Genomic DNA, 25588 nt, shown 5'->3' on the forward strand with positions numbered 1-25588 from the left:
TTGCTCAAGGAAAGTGCCGCGGCGGACATACGTGCGTTTCTGAGTGCTGTTGTCGACCGCGCTTCCGCGAGGTGCGGATCCGGTGTGCACGCACTATCTATCGTAAAGCATTAACGGGCAGCGCAACCCGCTGCAACGCGGCCATCGGCCCGAGCCGCTCGATCGCTTTCATCTGCGCCGCGTCGCGCACGAAGAGCGATCCGGCGAATCCCAATGCGTTGATCGACACGCCCTCGACACGCTCTTCCGATCTCGGCACGAGCAGCATCCATCGACGTGTAACGAGCAGGTTGTACGGCGCCGATTGATGAAGTTCACCGTCGACCTCGACTGGCTGGATGCCGACGGCTTCGAGCAGTGCGCGATAACAGGAGAGGAGCGAGGGCGCCGCATCCACGGAGATCGCGGCGCCGGGCTCAAGGCGCGCGAACGCGTGCCGGAATGGCAAGCCTGGTACGTTTTGCGCCAGACCATCGAGGAGCGTGGTTGCCAGAATGGGCTCGATGGGAACCGTCGTTTCGGAAACGCCCAGCGGCAACGGCACGATTTGCAGATGCTTGTGCGCCTGACTCGCGCCCGCGGCAGCGCCTGCATTGTAAAAACCGATGCCGTCGAATTCAGCCATGCAGACAATCAGCGATTCGAAGTCCGCGAGGTTGAGGAGCGCGTTCTGCGATTGGAAGTTACGGGTAACGATCAGCAGATGATTGTCGATGACATTGAACTTGTTGAGCAAAGCCAGATGCGTGTCGGAGATATCCGCGACGAAGAGATCCGGCTCGTAGGGCAGGAATGGATTCGCCGATGGGCGCTGTTGCGTTTGCCGGCGCTGCTGCTCCTTGCGGATCAGGCTCGAGACCTGCCGCACGACAAAGCGGATGCCGTCGCTTTCGAGCACCGTCTGGGAGGTCTGGATCCGTTGCAGCGCGCCGCAGCGCAGCGCGTGCTCTGTCTGGCGCAGCATGGCGGGCCACAGGGTTCCAGGTTGAAGGCGTCGATTTTGCATGGTTCGTTGCGGAGTTCGATTCGTGATTAGGCCAGCCTGACACATTTCATCCGCCAGCGACCGCTTCCCGCCGAGCGCTCCTGCGCAGGAAATCGGCGGGCACGCCGAACGTTCGAAGGAACGCGCGGCGCATGCGTTCGCGGTCCGCAAAGCCCGTTTCCTGCGCCACCACATTAATGGTGTGCCGGCCTTGCTCGATCATGAATCGGGCTGCTTCCAGCCGAAGCTGTTCCACCGCCTTGGCCGGCGACTGACCGGTCTCGGCCACAAAGGCGCGGCTGAACTGACGAGGGCTGAGGTTGGCCACATCCGCAAGCTCCTCGACGGTGAGCGGATTGCGCAGATTTCGGCGGATATGCGCGAGCACCGCTTCGATCCGATCGGACTTCGGCGTCATGTCGAGCAGTGCGGAATGCTGCTTCTGCCCGCCTAGCCGACGCTGATTCATGACGAGAAGCCTGGCGACCATTTTCGCGGTGTCGGGACCAAGGTCGTTATCGAGCAGCGCCAACGCGAGGTCGATACCGGCCGTCATTCCCGCTGATGTCCAGATTGGACCGTCGTTGACGAAGATCCGATCTTCTTCCGTTACGACGTTCGGAAAGCGCGCCCTGAATTCCGCTGCATGTGCCCAATGCATTGTCGCGCGCCGGCCGTCCAGAAGCCCGGCCTCGGCAAGCACGAATGCGCCGCTGCAGATCGAGGTTATCCGCCGCGAGACTCTAGCTGCTTCTTTCACGAACGCAATCATCGTCGCACCTGACGACGGCATTTTCATCTCGGTGATCGAGCCCACGATAAGGGTGTCGAATCCCGGATTGCCGAACGCTTCGGTTTGCAATGTCATGCCACCCGATGATTCGACGGGACCGCCATGTTCGGACAGCAAATGGACGTCGTAGCACCGGCCTGTTGGGGGCATGTTCGCAATCTCGAACACCGTCAGGGCCGCGAGGCTCATTAGCTGAAATCTTGGCGGCACAATGAAGCCAATCCGATGCATATCTGTTCCTGGCGTCCGCGATAGAAAAGTGAATACGTGCTGTTCGAGCCGCATTCCCGGATGTCGGGCCAATGAACTCGCGTAGCGTGTTGCCGCGCTCGAATCACAGATGGCATGAAAGGTGGCAACAACGACATCCATCGTAATGGTGCGAGGCGTTAAGGTACAAGCACTTCTCTTAGCCGCCTCGCAGTCAACGAAAGGATCACCGTCATGTCGAAAATCATCCGTGCCGCAGCCGTCCAGATCGCGCCCGTCCTCTACAGTCGGGAAGGCACGGTCGACAAGGTCGTCAGGAAAATTCTGGAGCTCGGCAAGCAGGGCGTTCAGTTCGCGACCTTCCCCGAGACTGTCGTGCCCTATTACCCGTACTTCTCGTTCATTGAATCGCCATTCGCGATGGGAGCCGAGCATTACAAGCTGCTCGATCAGGCCGTCACCGTGCCGTCGGAGACCACCCGTGCGATTGGCGAGGCGGCACGCCAGGCCGGCATGGTGGTGTCGATCGGGGTGAACGAACGCGACGGCGGCACGATCTACAACACCCAGCTCCTGTTCGATGCCGACGGCACGCTGGTGCAGCGCCGCCGCAAACTCTCACCGACTTATCACGAGCGAATGGTCTGGGGAATGGGCGACGGCTCAGGCTTGCGCGCGGTCGATACCGCCGTGGGCCGGGTCGGTCAGCTGGCCTGCTGGGAGCACTACAACCCGCTTGCGCGCTATGCGTTGATGGCCGACGGCGAGGAAATCCATTCGGCGATGTACCCGGGCTCGTTCGCGGGCGACCTGTTCTCGGAGCAGATCTCCGTCAATATCCGGCAGCACGCGCTGGAGGCTGGAGCCTTCGTTGTCAACGCGACTGCGTGGCTGACCCCCGAACAGCAACAGCAGATTCTGCACGATACGAATACCAGCCAGGTTGGGCCGATCTCCAGCGGCTGTTTCACTGCGATTGTTTCGCCCGATGGAGAGTACATGGGCGGCCAGCCGCTGCGTGAAGGAGAGGGCGAGATCATTGCGGATCTGGATTTCTGGCAGATCGACAAGCGCAAACGGATGATGGACTCGCGCGGTCATTACAGCCGACCGGACGTCCTCGGGCTGGTGATCGACCGCACGCCGAAAGCACATGTGCTGGAGCGAACGCTGCGCGCGCCAGGCGAAGAGGCAGTGAGGGATCTCGAAGTACTTGCGTGAAGACGTGTCGTATCGGGCAATACGGTCATCGTTATTTCACCCACGGAATTCACGGGGCAATTTTGCCCCTCAATACGCTGGAGAAAAAAATGGACTTCAATGATGTCATCCTGGAGCGCAATGCCGACTTCGCCAATACGGGATTCGCACCTGATCTCAAGATGATGCCGTTGACGGGTACGATTGTCGTCGGCTGCGTCGATCCCCGCGTCGATCCCGCGAGTGTGTTGGGGTTGAAACAAGGTGAAGCGGCGGTAATCCGTAACGTCGGCGGACGCGTCAACCGGTCGTTGCTCGAGACGCTGGCGGTCCTCGCCGTCGTCGCGAAAGCGGCGGGACGGCCGGATGGTGCGCGCAATCTCGTCCTGCTGCAGCATACGGATTGCGGGATCATCGGCTGCCATAAGCACGCGCCTGGATTGCTCGCAAGGCATCTGGGTGTCGAGCCGGCCGAGCTCGACAAGCTCGCTATTACGGAGCCCTACGAGGCGGTGGCCCTCGATGTCGCAGCGCTTAAAGCAAACAGGGAACTCCCCGACGGATTGATCGTGTCGGGTCTGGTCTATGACGTCAAGACCGGCCGGATCGAAACCGTCGTGCCGCCGGCGCCTTTGCGGGAGTCTGCCGCCGGTGATGGCAAGTAGTGTGGCTTGCGCGCTGCGCGATAGTGTCCCCGCCATGCCGGTGACTATGTGCGCACAGTCGGCTTACTGCCTTCATTGAGGAGGGAAAGCGGATAGTACGATCGAGCCGAGTTCATCGAGTATCTCGACATACGGGCGCGGCGTGACCCGGGGGTTGAGCGCGACGTGATTGACGCCGGCGTCTCGCGCCTGCTCGAGGAAGTCCCTCAACGCCCGGCTGCCTATGGCGAACCCGCCGCGAATCCGTGTAAATGGATGGTCGGGCTTGGAATGCAAATAAAGGAATCCACCAAAGGCCAGCGGTTTGAATGCGGCCGTATTGGCGGCGGACTGTGTGAGGCTTCGCCATTCTTCTGCGAAGCTGCGCAACCCGGATGGATCCGGAACGAACCCGAGATAACCATCCATGTTCTCAGCGATCCACTGCAAGGTCTGCTGAGAACGGCCGACGGCAATGGCGGGCGTTCGCCCATACGGCGGCTTGGGAAGCATATCCAGCCCACCTGGCGACTGTCCAAACCGCGCCGAGGCGAACTGCGGGAATGCGCGTTCGCTGACATTCCGGTAAACACCGAAAGCGTCTCTGAACCGTTCGCCGCGTGTTTCGAAGTCGATGCCGAAGACGGGATATTCCGACGGCCGGTCGCCGCTCGACATGCCGATCACCACGCGTCCGTCCGTCAGCTGATCCAGCGAATTGACCTGTTTCGCCAACAGCAGCGGTTCGCGCATCGGCAGCACAATGCCCGTCGTGCCGAGTGTGATGCTGCGCGTTGCGGCAGCGAGTTGCGCGATATAGATCAGCGGCTCGAAAATCTGCCCGGCGTCGCCATAAGCGGGATCGAAGAACGGAATGTCGCGCGCCCATAATGCTGCGACGCCCAGGCTCTCCGCGCGCTGCGCCATCGATATGTGGTCGCGCATTGTGGGGTACGGCATGCCGGGGTGCGTTTCCAACGGCAGAATCAGCCCCACCGTGAGTTCGCGCGGCCTGAATACGCGGTTGTACCCCGGATGCGATTCGAGTCGAATCGTGCTCGCGGTCGTTTCGGCGGGGGCAAGCGTGACGGACATATCCATGGCGTTTCCTCAGAGCGTGGCACGAGATTACGCACTTTCTTGCCGGTGAAGAACGCAGTCGTACAAACAACACTTGATACATGGAGTCAAGAAAGCCCACCGATAGCGGCAACGCGTGGCGCTCGCCAATCAAGCGATACGTTCTCGAAAGCATTTATTCCATCGGAGAAAAACTGTTGTTCAACGACAGGCCGTGCCAAATAGCCGCCACGACTCCTATAGTTCGCTTGGACCGCAAGCCGGTCTTATCAGTCGACACGCGCCGGGACTTTATGTGCGCACTACTGCCCTATAACGATCTGTTCCAACGGCGCCATGACGGCGCCGCACGGTGTAATCATGAAACGTTTTAGTCTGACCGCGTCGCTATGCATTGCGTCGCTTATGTCGCCGGCGAGTCAGGCGCAAGAACCGCAGCCGTCCGGCTACCACTACACTTTGCCGCTCGACGTCGCGCTCGACGCGGCGAAAGAAGCGATTCGCGTGTGCGAAACGAAGCATTACTGGGTGACCGCTACGGTGCTCGATATGGATGGCGTGCCGCAGGTGGTACTGCGCGGAGACAGGAGCACGGTCCACACCGCCGAATCGAGCATGCGTAAAGCCTTCACCGTTGTGACACTGGGGCCGGAATTCGGCTTCGACCGGTCAAGTGGATTTTTCGAACTGATGAAGACGAGTCCATACGCACCGCAACTCGCGACCGTGCACAACGTCATGGCGTTGCCGGGCGCGGTAGCGTTCAAAGTGAATGGAGAGATGGTGGGCGCGCTGGGTATCGGTGGCGCACCCGGGGGCGACAAGGACGAAGTGTGCGCGGCGGCGGGCGTAGCGAAAGTCGCGGACCGCCTGCCGCACTAAGTCTGCTTCCGGTAGCGGACTTAGTGCTCAGGCAGCCGCGACTCGCGGATCGAAGTCGAACTCGAGCCGGATGCCGCCCGGTTCAAAAATCATCGTGTGCCGTTTCGGGCCGGCACCCAAGGTCTCCGGTGCAAATTGAACCTCCACGCCTGGCCATTTGGATACTTTCGAGAACACGTCGTCGAGGGCGGCTTCACTGCCGACGCGCAGCGCGAGGTGGTGCAGGCCCACGTTCGTTTTGCGGTCGAATTCCACGCGGCCCGCCTGATTCTGGACTTCCCACAGCGTCAGCAGTACCTGTCCGTCGGATACGAACGCAGCCGGATAGTCCGGCTTCTCGCCAACTTGCGTCCATCCCAAACAATTGATGAAAAAGTCGCGAGTGAGATTCAGGTCGCGAACGGTCAAGCCGATGTGATCGATGCCAAGTGTCAGCGGTTTAGCAGTCATTTCGAGCCTCCGGGTTGTGGTGAAGATGCTACCGCAGAAAAGCAATGTGGATGCAGACAAGTGAGTTTGTTGCACGCAGGTCCCTTATTTATCGAGGTTTTTGCCATGAAATCGATTATCCGTGGAGTCCTTATTGCCAGCGCGCTCGTGATTCCAATTACGTCGTTCGCTCAGTCGACCGAACACACAACACGCGCGCAAGTCCGCGCAGAACTCGTGCAACTGGAGAGCGTGGGTTATCACGTCGGTGACGGCGATCCGACGCACTATCCTGATGCAATCCAGGCCGCCGAAGCGAAGCTGGCGGCGCGCGATGCATCGACGAGCAACTACGGCGGCGCATCGAGCACGTCACAGTCAGGTGGCGGCGTGTCCGCCGCGGACTGGAATGCAATGTATAGCCGCTGAGCGTTCAATAGTTTTTCTTTAACCATCGCGCGGGCGTAGTGGCCCGCCGTCCTGGTATGCGCCGGGCGCGCATCGCTAAAGTCCGGCGCGGACCGAAGAACGAATAGAAGAAATCTTGGTCGGCGGCTACAACTCGATTACTCTTTCATTGCAATCGCGTAGACCGCCGTCCACGCGACGGCACCGCAAGTTACGCGTTGAAGGAGGAGCCACGATGAGCAACGAGTCACGGCCGCAAGGCGATACGTCCGCTCCTCTGCCGCCCGCGGATGAAAGCCATATCGACGAAGGCGCGCTCGCCGATGACCCGGCGGTACGCGATCATCCGCGTTACCAGCAGATGTTTCCGGTCCTCACGGATGCTGAAGTCGACCGGATACGCCGCTTCGGCAGCTTGTCCCGCTACGTCAAAGGCGAATTGCTCTATCGCGCGGGAAGTCTTTGCCCCGGCATGTTCGTTCTGCTGTCGGGCAAAGTTCGAATAGTTGGCCGCGATGGCCTCGGCCATGAACGGATCATTCACACCTATACGCAGCGCGGCGAGTTCACCTCGGATGTCACCCAGCTCTCGAGCAAGCCCGCAGTCGTCGACGCGCATGTCGTCGAAGATGTCGAAGCGGTATTGGTGCGGCCCGACGAGCTCAGCGCCATGATGATCAGTGAAGCGGATCTCGGCGAAAAGATCATGCGCGCACTGATTCTGCGGCGCGTCCTCGTGATCGAGCGCGGCCAGGGGGTCATTCTCGTGGGCTCGTCCAATCACCCACAACTGCTCGCTTTGCAGAATTTCCTGCGCCGTAATGCTTTTCCGAATATGACGCTCGATGCGCAGCGAGACCCTGAAGCCATTGCACTGCTTGAACGCCTGACGCCGCAGCCCAATGACTTCCCGCTTGTCGTTTGTCCGAACGGTACTGTGCTGAGAAATCCCGACGAGGGGCAGCTCGCATCGTGCCTCGGACTGATTCCCGAGTTCGATCCGGCGCACGTCTACGATGTGGCGATCGTCGGCGCGGGTCCCGCAGGACTTGCCGCAGCTGTCTACGCGGCATCCGAGGGACTGTCGGTGGCGGCGCTCGACTGCCGCGCACCCGGCGGCCAGGCCGGTACGAGCGCGCGCATCGAAAACTATCTGGGCTTTCCCACCGGCATCACCGGGCAGGCGCTGGCGGGCCGCGCGTTTGTCCAGGCGCAGAAGTTCGGCGCGCATATCGGCATTCCGTGCGAGGTCAAGGCGTTGTATTGCCATAAGCAGCCGCCGGTCCTGGAGCTTGCCGATGGCCGCCGCATTACGACGCGCACTGTGGTTATCGCCAGCGGCGCGGAGTATCGGCGGCCTGTCGTCGCGGACCTGCCACGCTTCGAGCGCTGTGGCGTCTATTATTGGGCTACGCCGATCGAGGCGAGACTGTGCCGCAAAGAGCCGGTGTTGCTGCTAGGCGGCGGCAATTCCGCGGGGCAGGCGGCAGTGTTTCTCGCTTCACACGCCGAGCATGTGCATATGTTCATTCGCGGCGCGAGCCTCGCGCGCAGCATGTCGCATTATCTGGCCGAGCGTGTCGCATCGCTGCCGAATGTGACGCTTCATACGCATATCGAACTAACCGCGCTCGAAGGGGCGGCACGCCTCGAGCGCGTGCACTACCGCGGTGCCGGCGGCATTGAAGGAAGCATGACGGCACATCATCTGTTCGTATTCATCGGTGCGGATCCGAATACGGAATGGCTCAGGACATGCAGTGTGTCGCTCGACAGCAAAGGTTTCGTCCTGACGGGCGCTGAGTTTGGGGAAGCGGGCGTCCATGCGATGCCGCTGCAGACGAGCGTCGAGGGTATCTTTGCGATCGGCGACGTGCGTTCAGGATCGACCAAGCGCGTCGCGTCGGCGGTGGGTGAGGGCGCGGCCGTGGTGGGGCAGATTCATGGTTTCCTGGCGGGCGTGCGGTGACTTGATTCCCGGCGCGGTCTTTATTCGCGGCACGACCATCTATTGCAGCATCGCTTATGACTTGCTGATTCACCACCAGGTAAATGACCGCAGTCGAAAAGAACCGCAGTGGCAGCACGAAGTGCCTACCTGTCTTAACGACTCGCATCCTGAGGCATGGGCGGCATATACAACCGGCTGGTCACGAACATCACCGCTGCCAACACGACAATCCCGGTGAGAATGCCGGATAGCCGCATGAGCGCAGGCATGGGATCGGACGACCAATGGTGGTCCTGGACAAACACCATGATGAACGCGATGGTGAATTGGCGGCCCACGTAGCTGGCGCCTTGCCGTCCTGTTTGCACGTGACATCCTGCCCACACGCCGATGGAAAGCGCGAGCATGCACAGGATTGCCTGCCCTTGCATCAGAGGAAGCAGCGCCACACCGATCGTACCGGCCAGCAGGCAGCCGGCCACGCGCTGCACCATCTTTTCCATGACCGGCTGCCGCGTTCTGTCCGCTGTCAGACCCGGCGGTACCACCAGCACCGCGATTGCCGTGACCATTGCTTGCGCGAAACCCGGCAGATGCAGAACATAAGTCAGGGATGCAAGGGTTGTGATGGACAGCGCGGCCTGCAAGCACAACAGCATGCGGGTCGAGCGCGCCGATTCCAGTGGCGGCGTCGATTCCGCAGCGCCAGGCAGACCCGCAGACTCACCCGCCACGCGAGCGGCTGTGGCGTCCGTTGGCGTTCTGTTCCTTCGATACCACTTCGGCCCGAAATGAAACACGCTCGCCACCAGCAGGCAAGCAAATGTTCCAACCGCGACTTCGGCGACGCGCAACGTAGCGAATAGAGCGGTCGCCCGGAAGGATGCGAACTTGTGTGCTTCGTACGTCACCATCAGGGCCGTGACGCCGCCCAGAACCCACGCGTAGGTCGCTTTGGACCCGTTGGCCCGATACACCGCGACAGCGCCGATCGCCCCCAGCGCGGGCACGAACACCCATGGTCGGTCACCGATCCAGGGGCCGGCGATGGCTCCCAGCGCGGCGCCTGTCACCGTGCCGATGATGCGGTGTGCGGCACGCTGCACGGAGCCGGCAAAACTTGTTTGCATGACCGCGAAGCCGCTGATTGCGGCCCACCAGGTGTCCGATAGACCCAGCGAGTTCGCCAGCGCGACAGAGAGCGCGACTGAGAGCATTGCCTGAGCCGCGAATGTCGCGCGCGCTCGGGAAGCCTTCCAGGCCGCCAGTTCGCGCCCGAGCCCGAAGACGGCCGTGCGGCAGAGTTGAGCAAGCGTGCCGGCAAGCGTCATCTACGCCGCCGCACTCGAAACGCGGCGCCCAGGCACGCTGGCGGAAAACACAGAAGGATCCATATCGAGCGGGTCTCCTTTTATCGCGCGCGCTATGACACATATGTCGAGTCATCCTCGCAGCCGTGCTGCAGATTATATGGCTGGTGGCGCGAGAGGCCACGCGTTACGAAGCGGGCGTGCCCGCTAGCGCAACCTGCCGGACAGGACGGGCCGGGAGTTGCCACGCGTCGCGCAGCAGTCTCAGGAACTCGGCTTCACGATCGCAGTGGCCACGGTCCGCCATGACGGCTTCGCTGCACAGATCCAGAATGTCGCGACGCAGTTGCCGGTCCTGCACGTCAGCCGCGAGCCAGGCAAGCGTCGTGGGATCGACCTGACACATGTCGCTCCAGTTCAGATAGCCCGAGCGCGTCAGGTCTTCGTACAGCGTTTGCACGATCGAGAGCAATCGGTATCGATTCAACAACAGGCGTCTTTCCATACCGCAGCGATCGAGCGCGTCGAGTTCGGTGAGGCTGAGATGTCCATCGACTAGCAGGCAAGCCGCCAGGATGCGGCCTGCTGCCTCGGGACTGTTGCATTGATAGTGACGCATTTGCTACTCCTTTCCATTTCGGCAAGAACGGGGCGGCGAAATGAACCCTGAGATGATCCGGGCGAATCGCCGTGGCAACTCGTTTAACCTCACGCACTTACTTGCTGAGGAAAACCAATGATGGGTGTGTCATGTGGCGGGTTGGCATTCGGTGGGGCATTGCCGGCCAGTTGGCGCGAGGCACGGTTCAACTGCGAGTCGCCTTGCAGGACCGCTTCGATTGCGCCTCGGTCTGCTTTTCCCTGTTCAGTCAGCGGCACGCGATCGGCCACGGCGATACGAATCCGTCTAGCGACCGAACGGCCGAATGCGATTTCCAGTCTGCGCATGCACCGCGCGACGTCCACCTGCCCGGCGAGCCATGGTTCGATCAGCGCGTTCCATCCGTGTTCGACGGCAGTCTCGTTTGCGGCCAGCGCTACTGCGTAGCGAACGTCCGGTAAGCGGCACAAGACGTCTTCGATCAGGGTTGGGCCAATTGTCAGGCCATCGATTTCCGCGACGTCGGCTGCGCGGCCGAGAACGTGCAGATTGGCTGCTTCGTCGATGAAACCGACGTCGCCGGTCAGACACCAGCCATGCTGAAACTCGTGGGCCTCTTCCACCGGCTGATGGTAGTAACCATCCGCCATAGCGGCCGACTTCACTTCGATGTTTCCGCACTGTCCCGCAAGCGCCAGCGTTCCGTCGGCGCGGCGCAAGCGTACCTCGACGCCGGGTCGAACAGGGCCCGCGCAGGCCAACAAATCCGGATTTGCCTCATACATGGATGGCGGCAGAATGCTGACGACACCGGTTTCGCTCGCACCGTAAAGATGGGTGAGCACGGGACCCAGACGCGCGATCGCGCGTTGCCGCAGGACCGCGGGCGCTGACCCGCCGATGTGCGTAATGGAGCGCAGCGACGACAGGTTGCGCCGGCCCACGTCCGGGTGGTCCATTGTCTCGAACAGTTGAGGCTCGACGAGAAGCACGTCGGTGATACGTTCCGATTCGATCGTCGCGAGCGTCTCCGCGGGATCGTATCGGCGCTTCAGCACGACCGTACCGCCGCCGATGAGCGTGGTGTCGACGAGCACTTGCGACAGGTAGGCGAGCGGGCCGTTGATAAGCTGACGCCGGTCTTTATCGTCCGCTGCGCAGACCATCGCCGAATAAGCTGCAAAGGAGCGTCGGCTGCATTTCGGCACACCCGTCGTGCCGCCCGACGAGACGACGACCGCGAGATCGTCGGCGCTCAGTTGTCCGCGCAACGGCAGATCCGACTGTGTTTGCGCGAGCTTGTCCAGGCGTGAAGATACGGGACCGACGCCGACGAAGAGCACGTGGCTCTCGACTGCAACAGGGATATGGTGAAGTGTTTCCGGGAAGGCGACGAGAAGCGTCGGTTGAACGCGGGCCAGCAACGCTGCGCGCCGTTCGGCATTCGTCGATGAAGGCACGAACATCGCAGCCGAACCGAGCAGGTTTGCCGCGTAGCGAATCGCAAGCGCGTCCGGACAATTGGGGGCGAGCAGCGCGACCAGAGAGCCCCTGCCGATGCCGAGCACCGCAAGCGCCCGCGCATAGCGAAATATTGCCGTTCGCAGGGTCCTGCCGGTTACGTCATGGTCGAAATAGCGCAGGACCGCCCGATCGGATTGTGTTTCCAGTTGATCGAGCAAGGCGTCGACATAGGGCCGAAACGCTGAATTTCCGTCGTTTTGCATGATGGCTCCGTTCCAGTGATGCGTGATTCGATATGCGAATCAGGCTGTGCTGTGACGGATTGTGCGTTTGCAGAATGAGCGGAGAATTAGCGGGTGTAGGTGCGAGTGGGTGGGCGTTGTTTGGCCAGCACCGCGAGTAATTGATTCTTCACGATCGCGGCGGCCAGTGGGCGCCGCCCGAATTCATACCAAGCCGGACGTGCGCGTTTCCGCCGCTCCACTGGCGTGGCGATTTTGTATAACACCCCGGTCATGCTGTTTGGCGGATTGGCGCCGTTCTATATCTCGCTGGTGGCGCGCTTCACGGATGCGCGCTTCATTCCATCGAGCTACCTGTTCGGCGCCGTGCCGCTGGCGCTCGTCACGCTAGAACTTATGACGAATACCGAGGCTGACGATTTCCTGCGTGCGCGAATCTCCCGTGAAGCCGTAGTCAGCCACCGACGCCACCGCGGGTTGCAACTGCTGCGGCGGCGAACTGCGCGGATTGCGCTGCGTGCCGCTCGCGCGCTGCCAGGCACCGACCAGGTAGAGGTCCGTGCGCTTCGACAGGTTGTAGTCTCCGCCCAGCGAAACCTGGTTATACGATGCGGACGTGTCGCCCGAGCCGTGCGTATAGGTATAGCCGAGACCTAGCAATGCGGCCGGTGTCACCTGGTAGCCTAAATAGCCGCCGGCTACGTTGTAGCGCTCGGTGGAGGCGAACGTCGACGCGCCGTCCGGTTTGTATTGCGCATTGCTATACCGCGCGCTCGCCGTGAACGGGCCGGTGACGAACTGCACGGCAACCGAAGCGATGCCGATCGACTTCGCCGTTGCGTATGCGCCGTTGACGATCGAATCGATCGTGCCGTCAGACGTGCTCGTGAAGGAGTTGTTCGGCCGTATGACGCTCGAGTTGGCGTTGTTCATGCGGATGTAGCCTGCTGCCACGCTGAACGGACCCGTCGCGTAAGTTGCCGCACCGGACCACGTTTGCTGCGAACCCGTCTGGCCCGCCACGCCGCCGAACGCGTACATGCCTTCGAACTGGAAGCCCGACCACGTCGGCGAGGTGTACTTGACCGCGCTATTCGTGCGCGAACTGTTGTCGTTATTGTCGACGTCGCCCGGAGTCGTGAATGTGCTGCCGAAATAGTTGTCAGCCGTTAGCGGCTGAACCAGGTCGACGAGCGGGTCATATTGACGGCCAAGCGTCACGGTACCGTAAGCTTCATGCGCCAGGCCGATGTACGCCTGACGGCCGAACATGCGGCCGCCCTGATTCAGTTGGCCGTTGTTGATGTCAAAGCCGTTTTCCAACTGGAAGATCGCCTTCAGGCCGCCACCGAGATCTTCCGTGCCTTTCAAGCCCCAGCGGTTGCCCTGCAGGTTGCCGCCGGCCAGTTGGTACAGGTTCTTGCCGTCGGGATTGGCGTTGTGCACGAACTGGAACGCTTCATCGATGACGCCGTAAAGGGTAACGCTGCTTTGTGCATGTACTGCGCCGGTTGCGCTGAGCAGTGCAAGCGAGACGGTAGATAGAGCGATTCGTTTCATCGATTTCTCCCACGCAGACGATTTGTGTGCCGTTGCGAAACTGAGCGTAACTCCACTCATTGGGATACCGAAGCAAAAAAACGAAAGTCTGTCGCGAAATTCTGACACTTTTTCATGCATGTATTTCGGGCCAGGATCAAATCGAAAGCGTGTGCCCGTGCACAAAAAATATCTGATAGAAATTCTGCGGCTGTTTCATAGCAATGGCGGACTGTGCACGCTGCTCGACGAGGGATTCTGTCTTGTTGGATTGCGGCATACAAAGACACGAAAAAGTGTTCGATACAGTCAGACATCGCCGCTCGTCGATTTCACCAAACACTTTCGTCGTAAAGATCAAAGCCAGTTTATTTTCAAATGGTTAGGATCGCTGAGAGCGTAAGCGAATCCGGCCTGGCATAACCCATGCGTTGGCGGCCGCGGGCGCAACGGCGACGCGTTTCGCGCGTTCGCCGCAGCGAGCAACCGGTCGCAGACGCTGGCGCGCATTGGTTGCGTACGAGCTTTTGATAAGGCAGGGGCGTGTGGTCCCGTAGCGAAGCTACGCGATGGTCTACGTCGCTGCATGCGGTTTCACACCGGCCCAATGCACCGGCGCGCTTCCTCGCTCGACAAGACGCCGCGGTCCTTGCGATTCGCGGCGCTGGCCGCGTAGACGTCCTTGCGGGCGTGCGTGATGCCGAGCGGTTCGAAGCCGTGGGCCGGGTTGAATGCCATCTGGTTGATGTGCGCTTCGTCGGCGGCGGATGGCGGCGACGCGATTTCCACTACGCCGATCGCGATCGGCGTGCCCGCCCATACCACCGATGCATCGTTGACCGGCGTGCTTTCTTCATCCACGAAAAACTGCGCGCAAAGTTGCCACTTGAGCGGCGCTTTTTTCAGCCGGTTCAACAGGTCTTCGCGCAGGTAGTCGTCGCTGTGACGCTCGCCATCGGTCCCAGGCGGCGTCGCGTCTTCGGGTTGCAGCGAGTACTTGATAGCCGCGGGTCCGAGCTTCACGACCGAGCCCCAGAAGCGTTCGGTCGTGAGACTTTCGACGGGGTGGAGTGCCGTCTCTCTCGCCAGGATCGCGACGATGCGGGCTGCCTCCACGGGCCCGAGTTTGCCGCTCAACAGTTCGATCGACGCCTGCTCCAGTGCGCCAAACGCGCCCTTGGCGATCTGCGCGACGAGGATATCGGCGAAATCCATGAACTGCACCGCGTTTCGCGCGTGCGAGCGGCCGCCCTCGTTGGTCATGAGCAGGTCGGTTTCAACGCCTTGGGCGGTGAAGAACTTGATGGCGACGCCGCGAACGTCGGCGGCATGGTCGGAGAAAGGACAGGGCTGGCCGTTCGAAAAACGGCAGGCGACCCGATAGTAAAGCGAGCGCTCCAACTCATCCTGTTTCGCGAAAGGGCCATGCTTGAGCGCAGTGGGTATCGTTTCGAAGATCCTCAGCGTGCCGAAGGCGCCGAGCGTTTGCTTCTGGTGCTGGCCGCGGTCGATGCGTCCGTCAAGATGAGTCGCGTTGCTCCCGGCAATCGTCACCTGCTGCGCCTTGATTTTTTCGACGAGCAGTGCGATCGCCTGAGCATTGTCCGGTTGGTCGATCCAGCCGGTGCCGCGTTCTGCCATGTCGGGGGAGTCGTTGGCCATGCTCGTCCTCTATCAAGGGGCGCTGCGATGGGAATGCGTCTACGTCTTCGTCGGGATAGCGGTCGTGCTGCTGGTGGGACGCATGGATGTGCACTACATCGTAGACTACGACGCAATCGAACGCATCATCGCTCGAGCAGTTGGCGCGTGATCGCGGCGCTCGCGTCGATCGACGCGAGCGCACGCGCGGCGGTTCACCCTTTTAGTGTACGCCCGACGGATTCGGCGGCGGCAATGCCGGATCGAGCTTGGCGGACTCTCTGACGAGTTGTTCCGTCATCGCGGCGCCGACCGCGTTCGAGCCGCGATGCGGCTGATCATCGTGCACGAAAGCCTGGGGATCGGGTGGCGGCAGCGCCGGATCGAGTTTGGCGGATTCCCTGACGAGTTCGTCCGTTGCCGGGGACGAGACCGAACTCGAATCTCGGCGGTGCAGACTGTCACGGCCGCGGGCGGGTTGCACAACGGTGGCTGTTTTTGAATCGTTGCCGGCGAGGACGGTGGCTACTGCGGGCGTTTGCACGGTTTGCGGGCGCGGTTGTGCTGGCTGCGCCGGTTGCTGCGGCAATTGCGCGGCGCGCTGCGTTGACGGTTCGGGCGTTGCTGCACGTGCTGGTGCGGGGGCAGGTGCCGACGTGATATGTCCCTGCGCGGATTGAGCGGGGATTTGCGCGGCGACGCGCGCGGTGTCATCCGCGTTTGCACCCGGAGACGGCGCGCCGTTTGCGTTGCCGGCATTCACCTGCAGCGTGCCGGACTGAACCTTGTCCGAAGCCAGCGCTGCAGAGCCGTCCGCAACGGCGCCAGGATCGCGCGTCGAGGGATCACTTTTGGGGGACAGTAGGTAGACGGCGAATGCGACTTCTGTCAGCACCAGACCGACTACCAATGCTTTTCCGATATTCCTCATAATTAGCCAACGGGTGCTCAGTGCGATGCGATCGAACATCATAACCAACCGGCCGGCCCCGGTTTGTAACGAGAGGTATGCGGAAGTAACCGGAATATTCGGCTCACAGCATGCTAGATTGAACTTTTCTCGCCATCAACGGAGTTGTTGCCATGGATACGCATTCGATTCTGGGCATGATCCACGCCGAAGAGGCATTGCTGGTTTCCATCGTGCGCTCGTTGCCACCGGACGTGCGACGCGCGGTCGCCAACGATTTCCACGAGCAGGCGCAACTCGCCGAGACCTCGCAGCTGAATCCCTCCACCGACCGCGAGGCGAGCGACGCGTTCAAGGCTCACATCCGGCGGCTGTCGAATATGCTTGCTTCGCTATCCTGACGAGACAGGGGATGCTCCGGGAGTGCCTGAATGCCCTATAACGACAAACTTTTAAAGTACGGAGCGACACCGCAGCATGCTTAGACTACTTACATCGATCCTTGTATCCAGTGCGGTCTTGCCGGCATTCGCACAACCCAACGACGCGAACACCGCGCAAGCCGCCACGTCAAAAGCCGGTGGCCCATCGATGGCCGCCGTGTTCGCTCCGAGCGGCACGCTGCGCGCGTCGATCAATCTCGGCAACCCCGTGCTGGCCGCGCTCGATCCGGCGACGGGCCAACCCGTCGGCGTATCCGTCGATCTCGCCACCGAATTAGCCAAACGGCTCGGCGTGCCGCTGCAACTCGTCGCGGTGAATTCGGCGGGCGCGTCGGTCGAGAATGTCGAGCAGGGCAAGGCCGACATCGGTTTCTTCGCCGTCGATCCAAAGCGTGGACAGGAAATCGCTTTCACGAAGCCGTACGTGCTGATTGAAGGCTTTTATCTCGTGCGCGACGGTTCACCGATCACCACGAACGAGCAGGTCGATCAAGCCGGCGTGACGGTCGCGGTCGGCAAAGGCAGTGCCTACGATCTGTTTCTGACACGCGAGCTGCACCACGCGACACTGGTCCGCATTCCGACTTCGCCCGCGGTCGTACAGGGTTTTCTAGACCAGCATCTGGACGTGGCCGCTGGCGTCAAGCAGCAACTCGAGAAAGACGCGGCCGGCAAAAATGGGCTGCGAATACTGGATCAGCGCTTCATGGTGATCCGTCAGGCAATGGGCGTACCCAAAGCAAAAGGCGATGACGCCGCCGCGTACCTGTCGAAATTCGTCGAGGACATGAAGGCGTCCGGCTTCGTCACGGCGTCGCTGGCGCGGCATCAGATCGCCGGCGCGGTGGTGGCGAAAGAGAGCGACTAACGTCTCAAGCGAACAGATCGGCGAGTCAGGGCTTAGGGCGACGCATTTTGCTGCCCCGGCTTGCGTGGGTCTCTCAGTTCGCTATCCGACCAGCCGCCTCCCAGATCGCCGATCAACGACGCCGCATCGAGCAAGCGTGTTTGCTGCACGTTCAAAGCGGTTTGCTGGAGATTCAGTTGAGTGGCTTGCGCAGTCGCGACCGTCGTAAAGTCCACCGTCCCCGCCTGATATTCATTGCGCGCGATCTCGGTTCCGCGTGTCGCGTCGCGCACGGCGCGCTCCAGCACCTCGGATTGCTGCGCGAGGATGCGCAAGCCGGCCAGGTCGTTCTCCACGCCTTGAAACGCCGTCAAAACCGTGCCGCGATAACTGGCCACGGCCGCTTCATACGAAGCTTTTGCCGCATCGACCTGCGCGCTGCGCTGGCCGCCGTCGAACAGCGTCTCGGTCGCCTGACCGCCCAACGACCACACATAGTTGCCGATATGCAGCAGGCCGGCCAACGGCGACTGCGTGAAGCCGTCCAGCGCCGACAGCGAAATCGTCGGGTAATACGCGGCGACGGCCACGCCGATCGCGGCGTTCTGCGCCGCCATCTGGCGCTCGGCGGCGGCAATGTCGGGCCGGCGCTGCAGCAGCGTGGACGGTACGCTGACCGGAATGGACGGCAGCGTCGGCAGCGTGGTGTTCTGGGCGATGTCGAGCTCTTCCGGATTCTTGCCGACCAGCACGGCGATCGCATGAACGTTCTGCGCGCGCGCGACGCCCAGCGCGATCAGACTCGATTGCGCCGACTCCAGTTGTGTCTGCGCGCTCACCAGATCGGACGGCGGCACGGTGCCTGCTCTGTCCTGTTCGGCGACGACGCGCAGAGATTGCTGGAACGCGTCGACCGTGTGAGTGAGCAGATCGATATTCGCATCCGTCACGCGCAGATCGATGATCGCGTTCGCCAGCGCGATCTGTTCGGAGAGCGTGGCGTTCGCGAGCGTCGCCTGGCTCGCTTGCGCGGTGGCGGCGCTCTCCTCGATATTGCGGCGCACGAGTCCCCACAGGTCGGGCGCCCAACTGGCGTTGGCTTCGAGCGAGCCGGCGTTGTTGATACGCTGAAAACTGCTCGCACCCGCAAGGCCGCCGAGTGAGCCGCTGCTGAAATTGCCGGTCGACGAACGTGAGCGGGTCGCCGACCCGGTCACGCCAATCGTCGGAAACAGGGCGCTGCGCGCAAGCCGCACTTCGGCCAGTGCCTGCTGGTAGTTCGCATAGCTTTGGCGCACGGTCTGGTTCGAGACCGACACGAGCGGTTCGAACTCATCCATCAGCGGATCGTTGAAGCCTGTCCACCAATCGCCTTTTGGAGCCTCGGCGGCAGGTTGCGCTTCGGTCCAGCCAGGCAGTTCTTTCCACGCGGCCGGCGTCGCGACGGGCGGGCGATGATAGTCGGGGCCGACCGTGCAGCCGCCTGTCAACACCGCCGATAACACGGTCGACAACACCAGCGTCGCGCCGGCCAGTCGGGTGGGGGAGATCGTCTTCATCATGCGCTCGTATCCGGTGCTTCGCCGCGGCGATTCCACGGCAGGCGCGCGGACCATCTTGCCAGTCTCGCGCGCAGCCGGTCGAGATACAGATAAATCACCGGCGTCGTGTACAACGTAAAAACCTGGCTGACCAGCAGGCCGCCCATGACCGTCACGCCGAGCGGCTGGCGCAGCGACGCGCCCTGGCCGATGCCGATCGCGAGCGGCACGGCGCCCAGCACGGCGGCGGCCGTCGTCATCATGATCGGGCGCAGCCGCACAACCGCGGCCTCGTGAATCGCATCGCGCGCGTTCATGCCTTCGTGGCGCTGCAACTGAATTGCGACATCGACCATCATGATGCCGTTTTTCTTGACGATGCCGATCAGCAGAATGATGCCGATCATCGCGATCACCGAAAAGGGCGTGCCGAAAATCAGCAAGGCCAGCGTGGCGCCAATGCCCGCCGACGGCAGCGTCGACAGAATCGTGAGCGGGTGCACCGTGTTCTCGTACAGCACGCCGAGCACGAGATACACCACCACCAGCGCGGCGAGAATCAGGAGCGGCACGGCGCCCATCGACTGCGCATACGCTTGCGCGGCGCCCGCAAATGCGCCATGCACCGATGCGGGCATACCGATGTCGCGCTCCGCTTGCGCAATGATCTGGCCGGCCTCGCTCAGCGATCCGCCTGCGGGCAGATTGAACGAGATGGTGCCGGCGACGAGTCCGCTCTGGTGGTTCACCTGCGTCGCGGTGTGGCTGTTCGAGAACGTCATCAGCGCGGCGAGCGGCACCATGGTTTCGGCCGCGGTACTGTCCGCGCTGCCGCTCGAATTGCCGCCCTTGCTGTTCGAGATGCTGTTGGTCTGCTGGTTCGCTTCGGCATCGGCATTCAGCGAATTCGTGTTCGCGCTGGTGCTCGACGCACTGCTGACAGCCGCCCGCTGCTGCACGGCTGTGACGGTAGCGCGCGACATCTGCGTCTGCTGCGTGCCGTTCGCATTGCCGGCGGCGGTGCTCAGGTAGATCTGATTGAGCGCTTGCGGATACTGCCAATAGGCCGGCGCGACTTCCATCACCACGAAGTACTGATTCAACGGGTTGTAAATGGTCGACACGGTGCGCTGGCCGAAAGCGTCGTACAGCACGTTGTCGATCTGGTTCGGCTGAAAGCCATAGCGGGTAGCGGTCGCGCGGCTGAAGTTCACATAGGTCTGCAAGCCGTTCTGTTGCAGGTCCGAGTTCACGTCTTCCATCTTGCTGCGATATTTGCCGAGTTCGGTCACGAGTTTCGGCACCCACGTGAAGAGCGCGTTCGCATCGTCGCTGGTGAGCGTGTACTGGTATTCGGCCGCGGCCTGGCGTCCGCCGATTTGCAGATCCTGCTGCGCCTGCAGGAAGAGCCGTGCTCCGGAAACCGCGTTGAGCTTCGGCCGCAAGCGGTTGACCACTTCAGTCGCCGATAGATGGCGTTGCGCGAGCGGCTTGAGTTCGATGAACACGTTCGCGGTATTCAGCGCACGACCGCCGGTGAAGCCCGCGACCGAAGCCACCGCCGGATCCTGCTTTACGATCGACTGCAATTGCGCGAGCTTCTTTTCCATGGCGCTGAACGAGACGCTTTGATCGGCGATGATCTGCCCGATCAGTATGCCGGTGTCCTGCTCCGGGAAGAACGTTCCGGACAGCAGCCGCGCAAGAAACACGTTGGCCACGAGCAGGCCGATCAGCAGCAGGACGACTGCGAGCGCATGGTCGAGCGCCGTCGCGAGCGAGCGGGAATAAGCCTGCTTGAATCGCTCGAACTGCGCCTCGATCCAGCGGGCCCAGCGCGCCTTCGAATGCATCGCGCGTTCGTGGCTGAGCAGGTAGGCGCACATGACCGGCGTAACGGTCAGCGAGATGATCAGCGACAAGATGATCGCGATCGACAGCGTGACCGCGAACTCGTGGAACAGCAGCCCGACAATGCCCGGCATCAACAGGATCGGCAAGAACACCGCGATCAGCGAGAGGCTCATCGAGATCACGGTGAAGCCGACCTCGGCGCTGCCGCGCAGCGCGGCTTCTTTCGGCTCGAGCCCGGCTTCGAGATGACGCACGATGTTTTCCAGCACCACCACGGCGTCGTCGACCACGAAGCCGGTGCCGATGGTCAGCGCCATCAGTGAGAGGTTGTCGATGCTATAGCCGAGCAGATACATCGGTCCGAACGCGCCGACGATCGACAGCGGCAGCGCGACCGCCGGAATCAGCGTGGCGCGCGGCGACAGCAGGAACACGAACACCACGCCCACCACCAGCAGCACCGCGATGAACAGCGTGCGCTCCGTATCGGCCACAGAGGAGTTCACGGACTCCGAACGGTCGATCGCGACGTTCACATGAATCGCGCTCGGCAACGCGGCCTCGATGATCGGCAGACGTGCGCGAATTTGCCCGACTGTCTGCACCACGTTGCTGCCCGGCGTCGGATAAACGATCACGAGCACCGCCGACTTGCCGTTATAGAGCCCGGCATTGCGGATGTTTTCATTCGAATCGCGCACCTGCGCGACGTCGCGCAGCAGCACGGGTGCGCCGTCGCGATAGGCGATCACCACGTCGCGATACGGCGCAGCCTTGCTGATCTGATCGTTCGACGTGACAACATAGCGTTGTTCGCCCTGATCGACATGGCCTTTCGCGCTGTTCGCATTGGCCGCGCCGATCGCCGCGCGCACGTCTTCGAGGCCGATGCCGTAACTGTTCAGTTTGCCCGGCTCCAGCTCGACGCGCACCGAGGGCAACGCGCCGCCGCCGAGCGTGATCTGCCCCACGCCGGTGATCTGCGACAACTGCTGCTGGATCACGGAATCGGCGGAGTCGTAGAGCTGGGCTTTGGTCAGCGTGTCGGAGGTCAGCGAAAGCACCATGATCGGCGCGCCGGCCGGGTTGTACTGGCGATAGGTCGGATTGCTGCGCAGCGTGGTGGGCAGATCGGCGCGGGCGGCTTGAATGGCGGCCTGCACGTCGCGCGCCGCGCCGTTGATGTCGCGGTTCAGGCCGAACACCACGATGATCAGCGACGAGCCCACGTAGCTGATCGAGGTGAGCTGGTTCACGTCGGCGATGGTGGCGAGGCGCCGCTCCAAAGGTTCGGCAACCGTGGCGGCCATGATTTCCGGACTGGCGCCGGCCATGTTCGCTTGCAACGCGATCACCGGAAAGGCGATGTTCGGCAGCGGCGCCACCGGCAGGCGGAAATAGGCAAGCGCGCCGGATATCAGGATCGCGAACGCCAGCAGTGCGGTCGCGACCGGGCGCCGGATGAAGAGCGCCGAGATGTTCACGGCGCGTTCTCCGGCGGCGCGGCGGCGCCGTCATTCACGTCGCGGCGGCGGTTCTTCACGCGCTGCGCGAGGCGATCGAAGAACAGATAGATCACCGGCGTCGTGAACAGCGTCAGCACCTGGCTGAGCGTGAGCCCGCCGATGATCGCAAGCCCGAGCGGCCGGCGCAATTCCGAGCCGGTGCCGGTGCCGAGCAGCATCGGCAGCGCGCCGAGCATGGCGGCGAGCGTGGTCATCAGGATCGGCCGGAAGCGCAGCAGCGATGCTTCGAAGATCGCTTCGCGCGGCGGCTTGCCGTGCACGCGCTCCGCTTCGAGCGCGAAGTCGACCATCATGATCGCGTTCTTCTTGACGATGCCGATCAGCAGCACGATGCCGATGATGCCGATCACGTCGAGATCGCTGCCCGCGATCATCAACGCGAGCAAAGCGCCGATGCCCGCCGAGGGCAGCGTCGAGAGAATCGTTACCGGATGAATGTAGCTCTCGTACAGCACGCCGAGCACGATATACACCGCGACCAACGCGGCGATCAGCAGATACACCTCGCTGGAAAGCGAATCTTCGAACGCCTGGGCCGCGCCCTGGAACGAGGTCGTGATGGAAGGCGGTAGCGCCACCGCTTTCTCGGCGTCGCGGATTTGCGCCACGGCGGCGCTCAGCGACGCGTCCTGCGCGAGGTTGAACGAGATCGTGACGGAAGGGAACTGCGCGAGGTGGCTGATCAACAACGGCGATTGCGTGATGCTGATCTTCGCGATGCCCGACAGCGGCACCTGCCCGGTGCTGCTGGTTTGACTCGGCAAATACAGATTGCCGATGGATTGCACCGTGGGAATCGTCTCGGGCTTCGCCACCAGAATCACGCGGTACTGATCGGACTGCTGGAAGATGGTCGAGACGATGCGCTGGCCGAGCGCGTCGTACAGCGCGTTGTCGATCGTGGCCGCCGTGATGCCGTAGCGCGCGGCAAGCTGACGGTTCACTTCGACGTTCACGCTCAGGCCGTTGGTGTTCAGATCGCTGGTGACGTCCGTGATCGCGGAAATCTGCTTCATGCGCGCGATCAGCGCGGGCACGTATTGATTGAAAGCCTGCTGGTTCGGCCCGCGCAGCACGAAGTTGTACTGGTTGCGCGAGATCGAGGTGTCGAGCGTCAGGTCCTGCTCAGGCTGCAGATAGAGGCGAATGCCGGGCACGTCGGCGACTTCCTGCTGGATGCGGCGGCCGATTTCCTCGGCGGTGATTGAGCGGTCGTCGCGCGGGCGCAGATTGATCAGGAAGCGGCCGTTGTTCAGCGTCGGATTGGTCCCGTCGATCCCCACGTACGAAGTCAGCGACACCACGTCGGGATCCTTCAGAATCGCGTCGGCAAGGGCGCTTTGACGCCGGACCATGGCCGTGTACGAAACCGAGTTGTCGGCTACGCTGATGCCCTGAATCACGCCGACGTCCTGCACCGGGAACAGTCCCTTCGGAATCACGATGTAGAGGATCGCGGTGAGCGCGACGGTAATCAGCGCGACCACAAGCGTCAGCAACTGGTGATCGAGCACCCAGACGAGGCCGCGCTCGTAGGCGGCGAGCGTCTTGTCGAATAGCCCTTCGCTGATGCGTTCGAAGCGGCTCGGATGACGTTGCGCCTGGGCGCGCAACAGACGCGCGCAGAGCATCGGCACGACGGTCAGGGAGACCACCGCCGAGATCACGATCGTCACCGCGAGCGTGATGGCGAATTCGCTGAAGAGACGGCCGATCACGCCGCCCATGAACAGCAGCGGAATCAGAACGGCGATCAGCGAGACCGTCAGCGAGAGGATCGTGAAGCCGATCTGGCCGGCGCCTTCGAGCGCGGCTTCGAGCGGAGTCTTGCCTTCCTCCAGATAGCGCACGATGTTCTCGATCATCACGATCGAATCGTCCACGACGAAACCCGTGGCGATGATCAGCGCCATCAGCGAGAGGTTGTCGATCGAATAGTTGAGCTGGTACATCACGGCAAGCGCGCCGATCAGCGAGACCGGCACGGAGATACTCGGAATGATCGTGGCGGGCACGTTGCGCAGAAACACAAAAATCACTAGCACCACCAGCACGACGGCGAGCACCAGTTCGAACGCCGCGTCCGAGACCGAGGAGCGGATCACGCCCGTGGTGTTCGCCACCACCGTGACTTGCAGGCCGGCGGGCAGCGTCGATTCGAGGGCCGGCAGCTGCTTCATGATCTGGTTGACGGTGGCGATCACGTTCGCGCCCGGCTGACGCTGCACGTTCAGCACGATGGCCGGCGTGCGGTTGTACCACGCGCCGCGTTCCACATCCTGCGCGGCCTGGCTCACGCGCGCGACGTCGCGCAGATACACCGGCGCGCCGTTCTGATACGCGATCACCGTGGCCAGATAATCTTGCGGGTCGACGATCTGATCGTTCGCGTTGATCGTGTAGTCGAGCTCCGGTCCGTCGAAGTTGCCTTTCGGCTGGCTGACGTTGACGTTCGCGAGCAGCGTGCGCAGATCGTCGAGATTCAGGCCGTAGGCGGCGAGCTTCTGCGGGTCCGCTTCGACGCGCACGGCCGGCACGTTGCCCCCGGCAGTCGTGACGAGACCCACGCCGGGCACTTCGGAAATCTTGGTGGCGAGGCGATTGTTGGCGGTGTCCTGCAACTGCGTCAGCGACATGGACTTCGACGTGACCGCGAGTGTGAGGATCGGCTGATCGGCCGGATTGACCTTGGCGTAGGTCGGCGGCGCGGGCAGACCGGCCGGCAGGAAACTGTTGGCGGCATTGATCGCCTGCTGCACGTTCTGTTCGGCGATGTCCAGATTCAGCGAGAGATCGAATTGCAGCGTGATCACCGACGCGCCTTCCGAACTGTAAGACACCATCTGCTGCAAGCCGGGAATCTCGCCGAGCTGGACTTCGAGCGGCGCGGTGACGGTGGTCGCCATCACGTTCGGACTCGCGCCCGGGTAGAAGGTCTGGACCTGGATGGTCGGATAGTCGACGTCGGGCAGCGACGAGACCGGCAGGAAGCGCACCGCGACCAGACCCACGAGTACGAGCGCGACCATCAGCAGCGACGTCGCCACGGGTCTCAGGATGAACAGGCGGGAGAAGTTCATCGGCAGGG

General features: G+C 62.2%; 21 protein-coding genes. 8 read left to right on the forward strand and 13 right to left on the reverse strand.

Features of this window, described 5'->3' with window-relative positions; translation table 11 throughout:
• Positions 1-97: 97 nt before the first annotated feature.
• The gene (locus BPHYT_RS23455) at positions 98-1006 is read right to left on the reverse strand and encodes an ATP adenylyltransferase family protein (protein ID WP_012426606.1); all 909 of its coding nucleotides are present in this window, start codon (positions 1004-1006) and stop codon (positions 98-100) included.
• Positions 1007-1052: 46 nt separating this feature from the next.
• Positions 1053-2009: a GlxA family transcriptional regulator gene (locus BPHYT_RS23460; RefSeq protein ID WP_012426607.1), complete on the reverse strand. Its 957-nt coding sequence runs from the start codon at positions 2007-2009 to the stop codon at positions 1053-1055.
• A 213-nt stretch (positions 2010-2222) separates the two neighbouring features.
• Between BPHYT_RS23460 and BPHYT_RS23465 the strand changes: the two genes are divergently transcribed.
• Complete coding sequence (locus BPHYT_RS23465; RefSeq protein WP_012426608.1) at positions 2223-3209, forward strand: nitrilase-related carbon-nitrogen hydrolase; 987 nt, start codon at positions 2223-2225, stop codon at positions 3207-3209.
• A gap of 89 nt (positions 3210-3298) precedes the next feature.
• A complete protein-coding gene (locus tag BPHYT_RS23470) occupies positions 3299-3853 on the forward strand; it encodes a carbonic anhydrase (protein WP_012426609.1) in 555 nt (184 codons plus the stop codon).
• 72 nt (positions 3854-3925) lie between these two features.
• Here the strand turns inward: BPHYT_RS23470 and BPHYT_RS23475 are convergent, their stop codons facing one another.
• Complete coding sequence (locus tag BPHYT_RS23475; RefSeq protein WP_012426610.1) at positions 3926-4933, reverse strand: TIGR03571 family LLM class oxidoreductase; 1008 nt, start codon at positions 4931-4933, stop codon at positions 3926-3928.
• 339 nt (positions 4934-5272) lie between these two features.
• On the opposite strand from BPHYT_RS23475, the gene BPHYT_RS23480 reads away from it, so the two are divergent.
• On the forward strand, positions 5273-5794 hold the full coding sequence (locus BPHYT_RS23480) for a GlcG/HbpS family heme-binding protein (RefSeq protein ID WP_041759553.1): 522 nt from the start codon (positions 5273-5275) through the stop codon (positions 5792-5794).
• Positions 5795-5821: 27 nt separating this feature from the next.
• On the opposite strand, the gene BPHYT_RS23485 is transcribed toward BPHYT_RS23480, so the two are convergent.
• Complete coding sequence (locus tag BPHYT_RS23485; protein WP_012426612.1) at positions 5822-6244, reverse strand: VOC family protein; 423 nt, start codon at positions 6242-6244, stop codon at positions 5822-5824.
• 105 nt (positions 6245-6349) lie between these two features.
• Between BPHYT_RS23485 and BPHYT_RS23490 the strand changes: the two genes are divergently transcribed.
• Entirely contained in the window at positions 6350-6652 is a 303-nt protein-coding gene (locus BPHYT_RS23490; protein ID WP_012426613.1) for a DUF4148 domain-containing protein, read from the forward strand.
• Positions 6653-6866: 214 nt separating this feature from the next.
• Positions 6867-8600, forward strand: a complete 1734-nt coding sequence (locus BPHYT_RS23495) for an FAD-dependent oxidoreductase (protein ID WP_012426614.1) — start codon at positions 6867-6869, stop codon at positions 8598-8600.
• A gap of 134 nt (positions 8601-8734) precedes the next feature.
• Here BPHYT_RS23495 and BPHYT_RS23500 read toward each other — a convergent pair whose 3' ends face one another.
• The 5 genes from BPHYT_RS23500 to BPHYT_RS23520 form a co-directional block, all read right to left on the reverse strand.
• Positions 8735-9913 (reverse strand): FUSC family protein, encoded by a 1179-nt coding sequence (locus tag BPHYT_RS23500; RefSeq protein WP_012426615.1) that lies wholly within the window; start codon positions 9911-9913, stop codon positions 8735-8737.
• Positions 9914-10079: 166 nt separating this feature from the next.
• Complete coding sequence (locus tag BPHYT_RS23505; protein ID WP_012426616.1) at positions 10080-10511, reverse strand: hypothetical protein; 432 nt, start codon at positions 10509-10511, stop codon at positions 10080-10082.
• Positions 10512-10600: 89 nt separating this feature from the next.
• Positions 10601-12220 carry a class I adenylate-forming enzyme family protein gene (locus BPHYT_RS23510; protein ID WP_012426617.1) on the reverse strand — a complete coding sequence of 540 codons (1620 nt, stop codon included), beginning with the start codon at positions 12218-12220 and terminating at the stop codon, positions 10601-10603.
• Between the two features lie 366 nt (positions 12221-12586).
• Positions 12587-13759 (reverse strand): porin, encoded by a 1173-nt coding sequence (locus BPHYT_RS23515; protein WP_012426618.1) that lies wholly within the window; start codon positions 13757-13759, stop codon positions 12587-12589.
• A gap of 573 nt (positions 13760-14332) precedes the next feature.
• Positions 14333-15400 (reverse strand): catalase family protein, encoded by a 1068-nt coding sequence (locus BPHYT_RS23520; RefSeq protein ID WP_012426619.1) that lies wholly within the window; start codon positions 15398-15400, stop codon positions 14333-14335.
• On the opposite strand from BPHYT_RS23520, the gene BPHYT_RS38750 reads away from it, so the two are divergent.
• Positions 15399-15551, forward strand: a complete 153-nt coding sequence (locus tag BPHYT_RS38750) for a hypothetical protein (RefSeq protein ID WP_167315766.1) — start codon at positions 15399-15401, stop codon at positions 15549-15551. The two genes, BPHYT_RS23520 and BPHYT_RS38750, sit on opposite strands and share 2 nt — an antisense overlap.
• 51 nt (positions 15552-15602) lie before the next feature.
• On the opposite strand, the gene BPHYT_RS36740 is transcribed toward BPHYT_RS38750, so the two are convergent.
• The gene (locus BPHYT_RS36740) at positions 15603-16352 is read right to left on the reverse strand and encodes a hypothetical protein (protein WP_012426620.1); all 750 of its coding nucleotides are present in this window, start codon (positions 16350-16352) and stop codon (positions 15603-15605) included.
• A 110-nt stretch (positions 16353-16462) separates the two neighbouring features.
• Here BPHYT_RS36740 and BPHYT_RS23530 point away from each other — a divergent pair, with 110 nt between their 5' ends.
• Positions 16463-16690, forward strand: a complete 228-nt coding sequence (locus tag BPHYT_RS23530) for a hypothetical protein (protein WP_012426621.1) — start codon at positions 16463-16465, stop codon at positions 16688-16690.
• Positions 16691-16880: 190 nt separating this feature from the next.
• A complete protein-coding gene (locus BPHYT_RS23535; protein WP_041759559.1) occupies positions 16881-17600 on the forward strand; it encodes an ABC transporter substrate-binding protein in 720 nt (239 codons plus the stop codon).
• Positions 17601-17632: 32 nt separating this feature from the next.
• On the opposite strand, the gene BPHYT_RS23540 is transcribed toward BPHYT_RS23535, so the two are convergent.
• From BPHYT_RS23540 to BPHYT_RS23550, 3 genes are read right to left on the reverse strand one after another with little or no spacing between them, the layout of a single operon-like run.
• On the reverse strand, positions 17633-19141 hold the full coding sequence (locus BPHYT_RS23540; protein ID WP_012426623.1) for an efflux transporter outer membrane subunit: 1509 nt from the start codon (positions 19139-19141) through the stop codon (positions 17633-17635).
• Positions 19138-22458 (reverse strand): efflux RND transporter permease subunit, encoded by a 3321-nt coding sequence (locus BPHYT_RS23545; RefSeq protein ID WP_012426624.1) that lies wholly within the window; start codon positions 22456-22458, stop codon positions 19138-19140. The genes BPHYT_RS23540 and BPHYT_RS23545 overlap by 4 nt, the downstream gene beginning before the upstream one ends.
• Positions 22455-25580 (reverse strand): efflux RND transporter permease subunit, encoded by a 3126-nt coding sequence (locus tag BPHYT_RS23550; protein ID WP_012426625.1) that lies wholly within the window; start codon positions 25578-25580, stop codon positions 22455-22457. Before BPHYT_RS23550 ends, BPHYT_RS23545 begins: the two co-directional genes overlap by 4 nt.
• Between the last annotated feature and the right edge of the window lie 8 nt (positions 25581-25588).

Source organism: Paraburkholderia phytofirmans PsJN (genome assembly GCF_000020125.1).
Lineage (GTDB): Bacteria > Pseudomonadota > Gammaproteobacteria > Burkholderiales > Burkholderiaceae > Paraburkholderia > Paraburkholderia phytofirmans.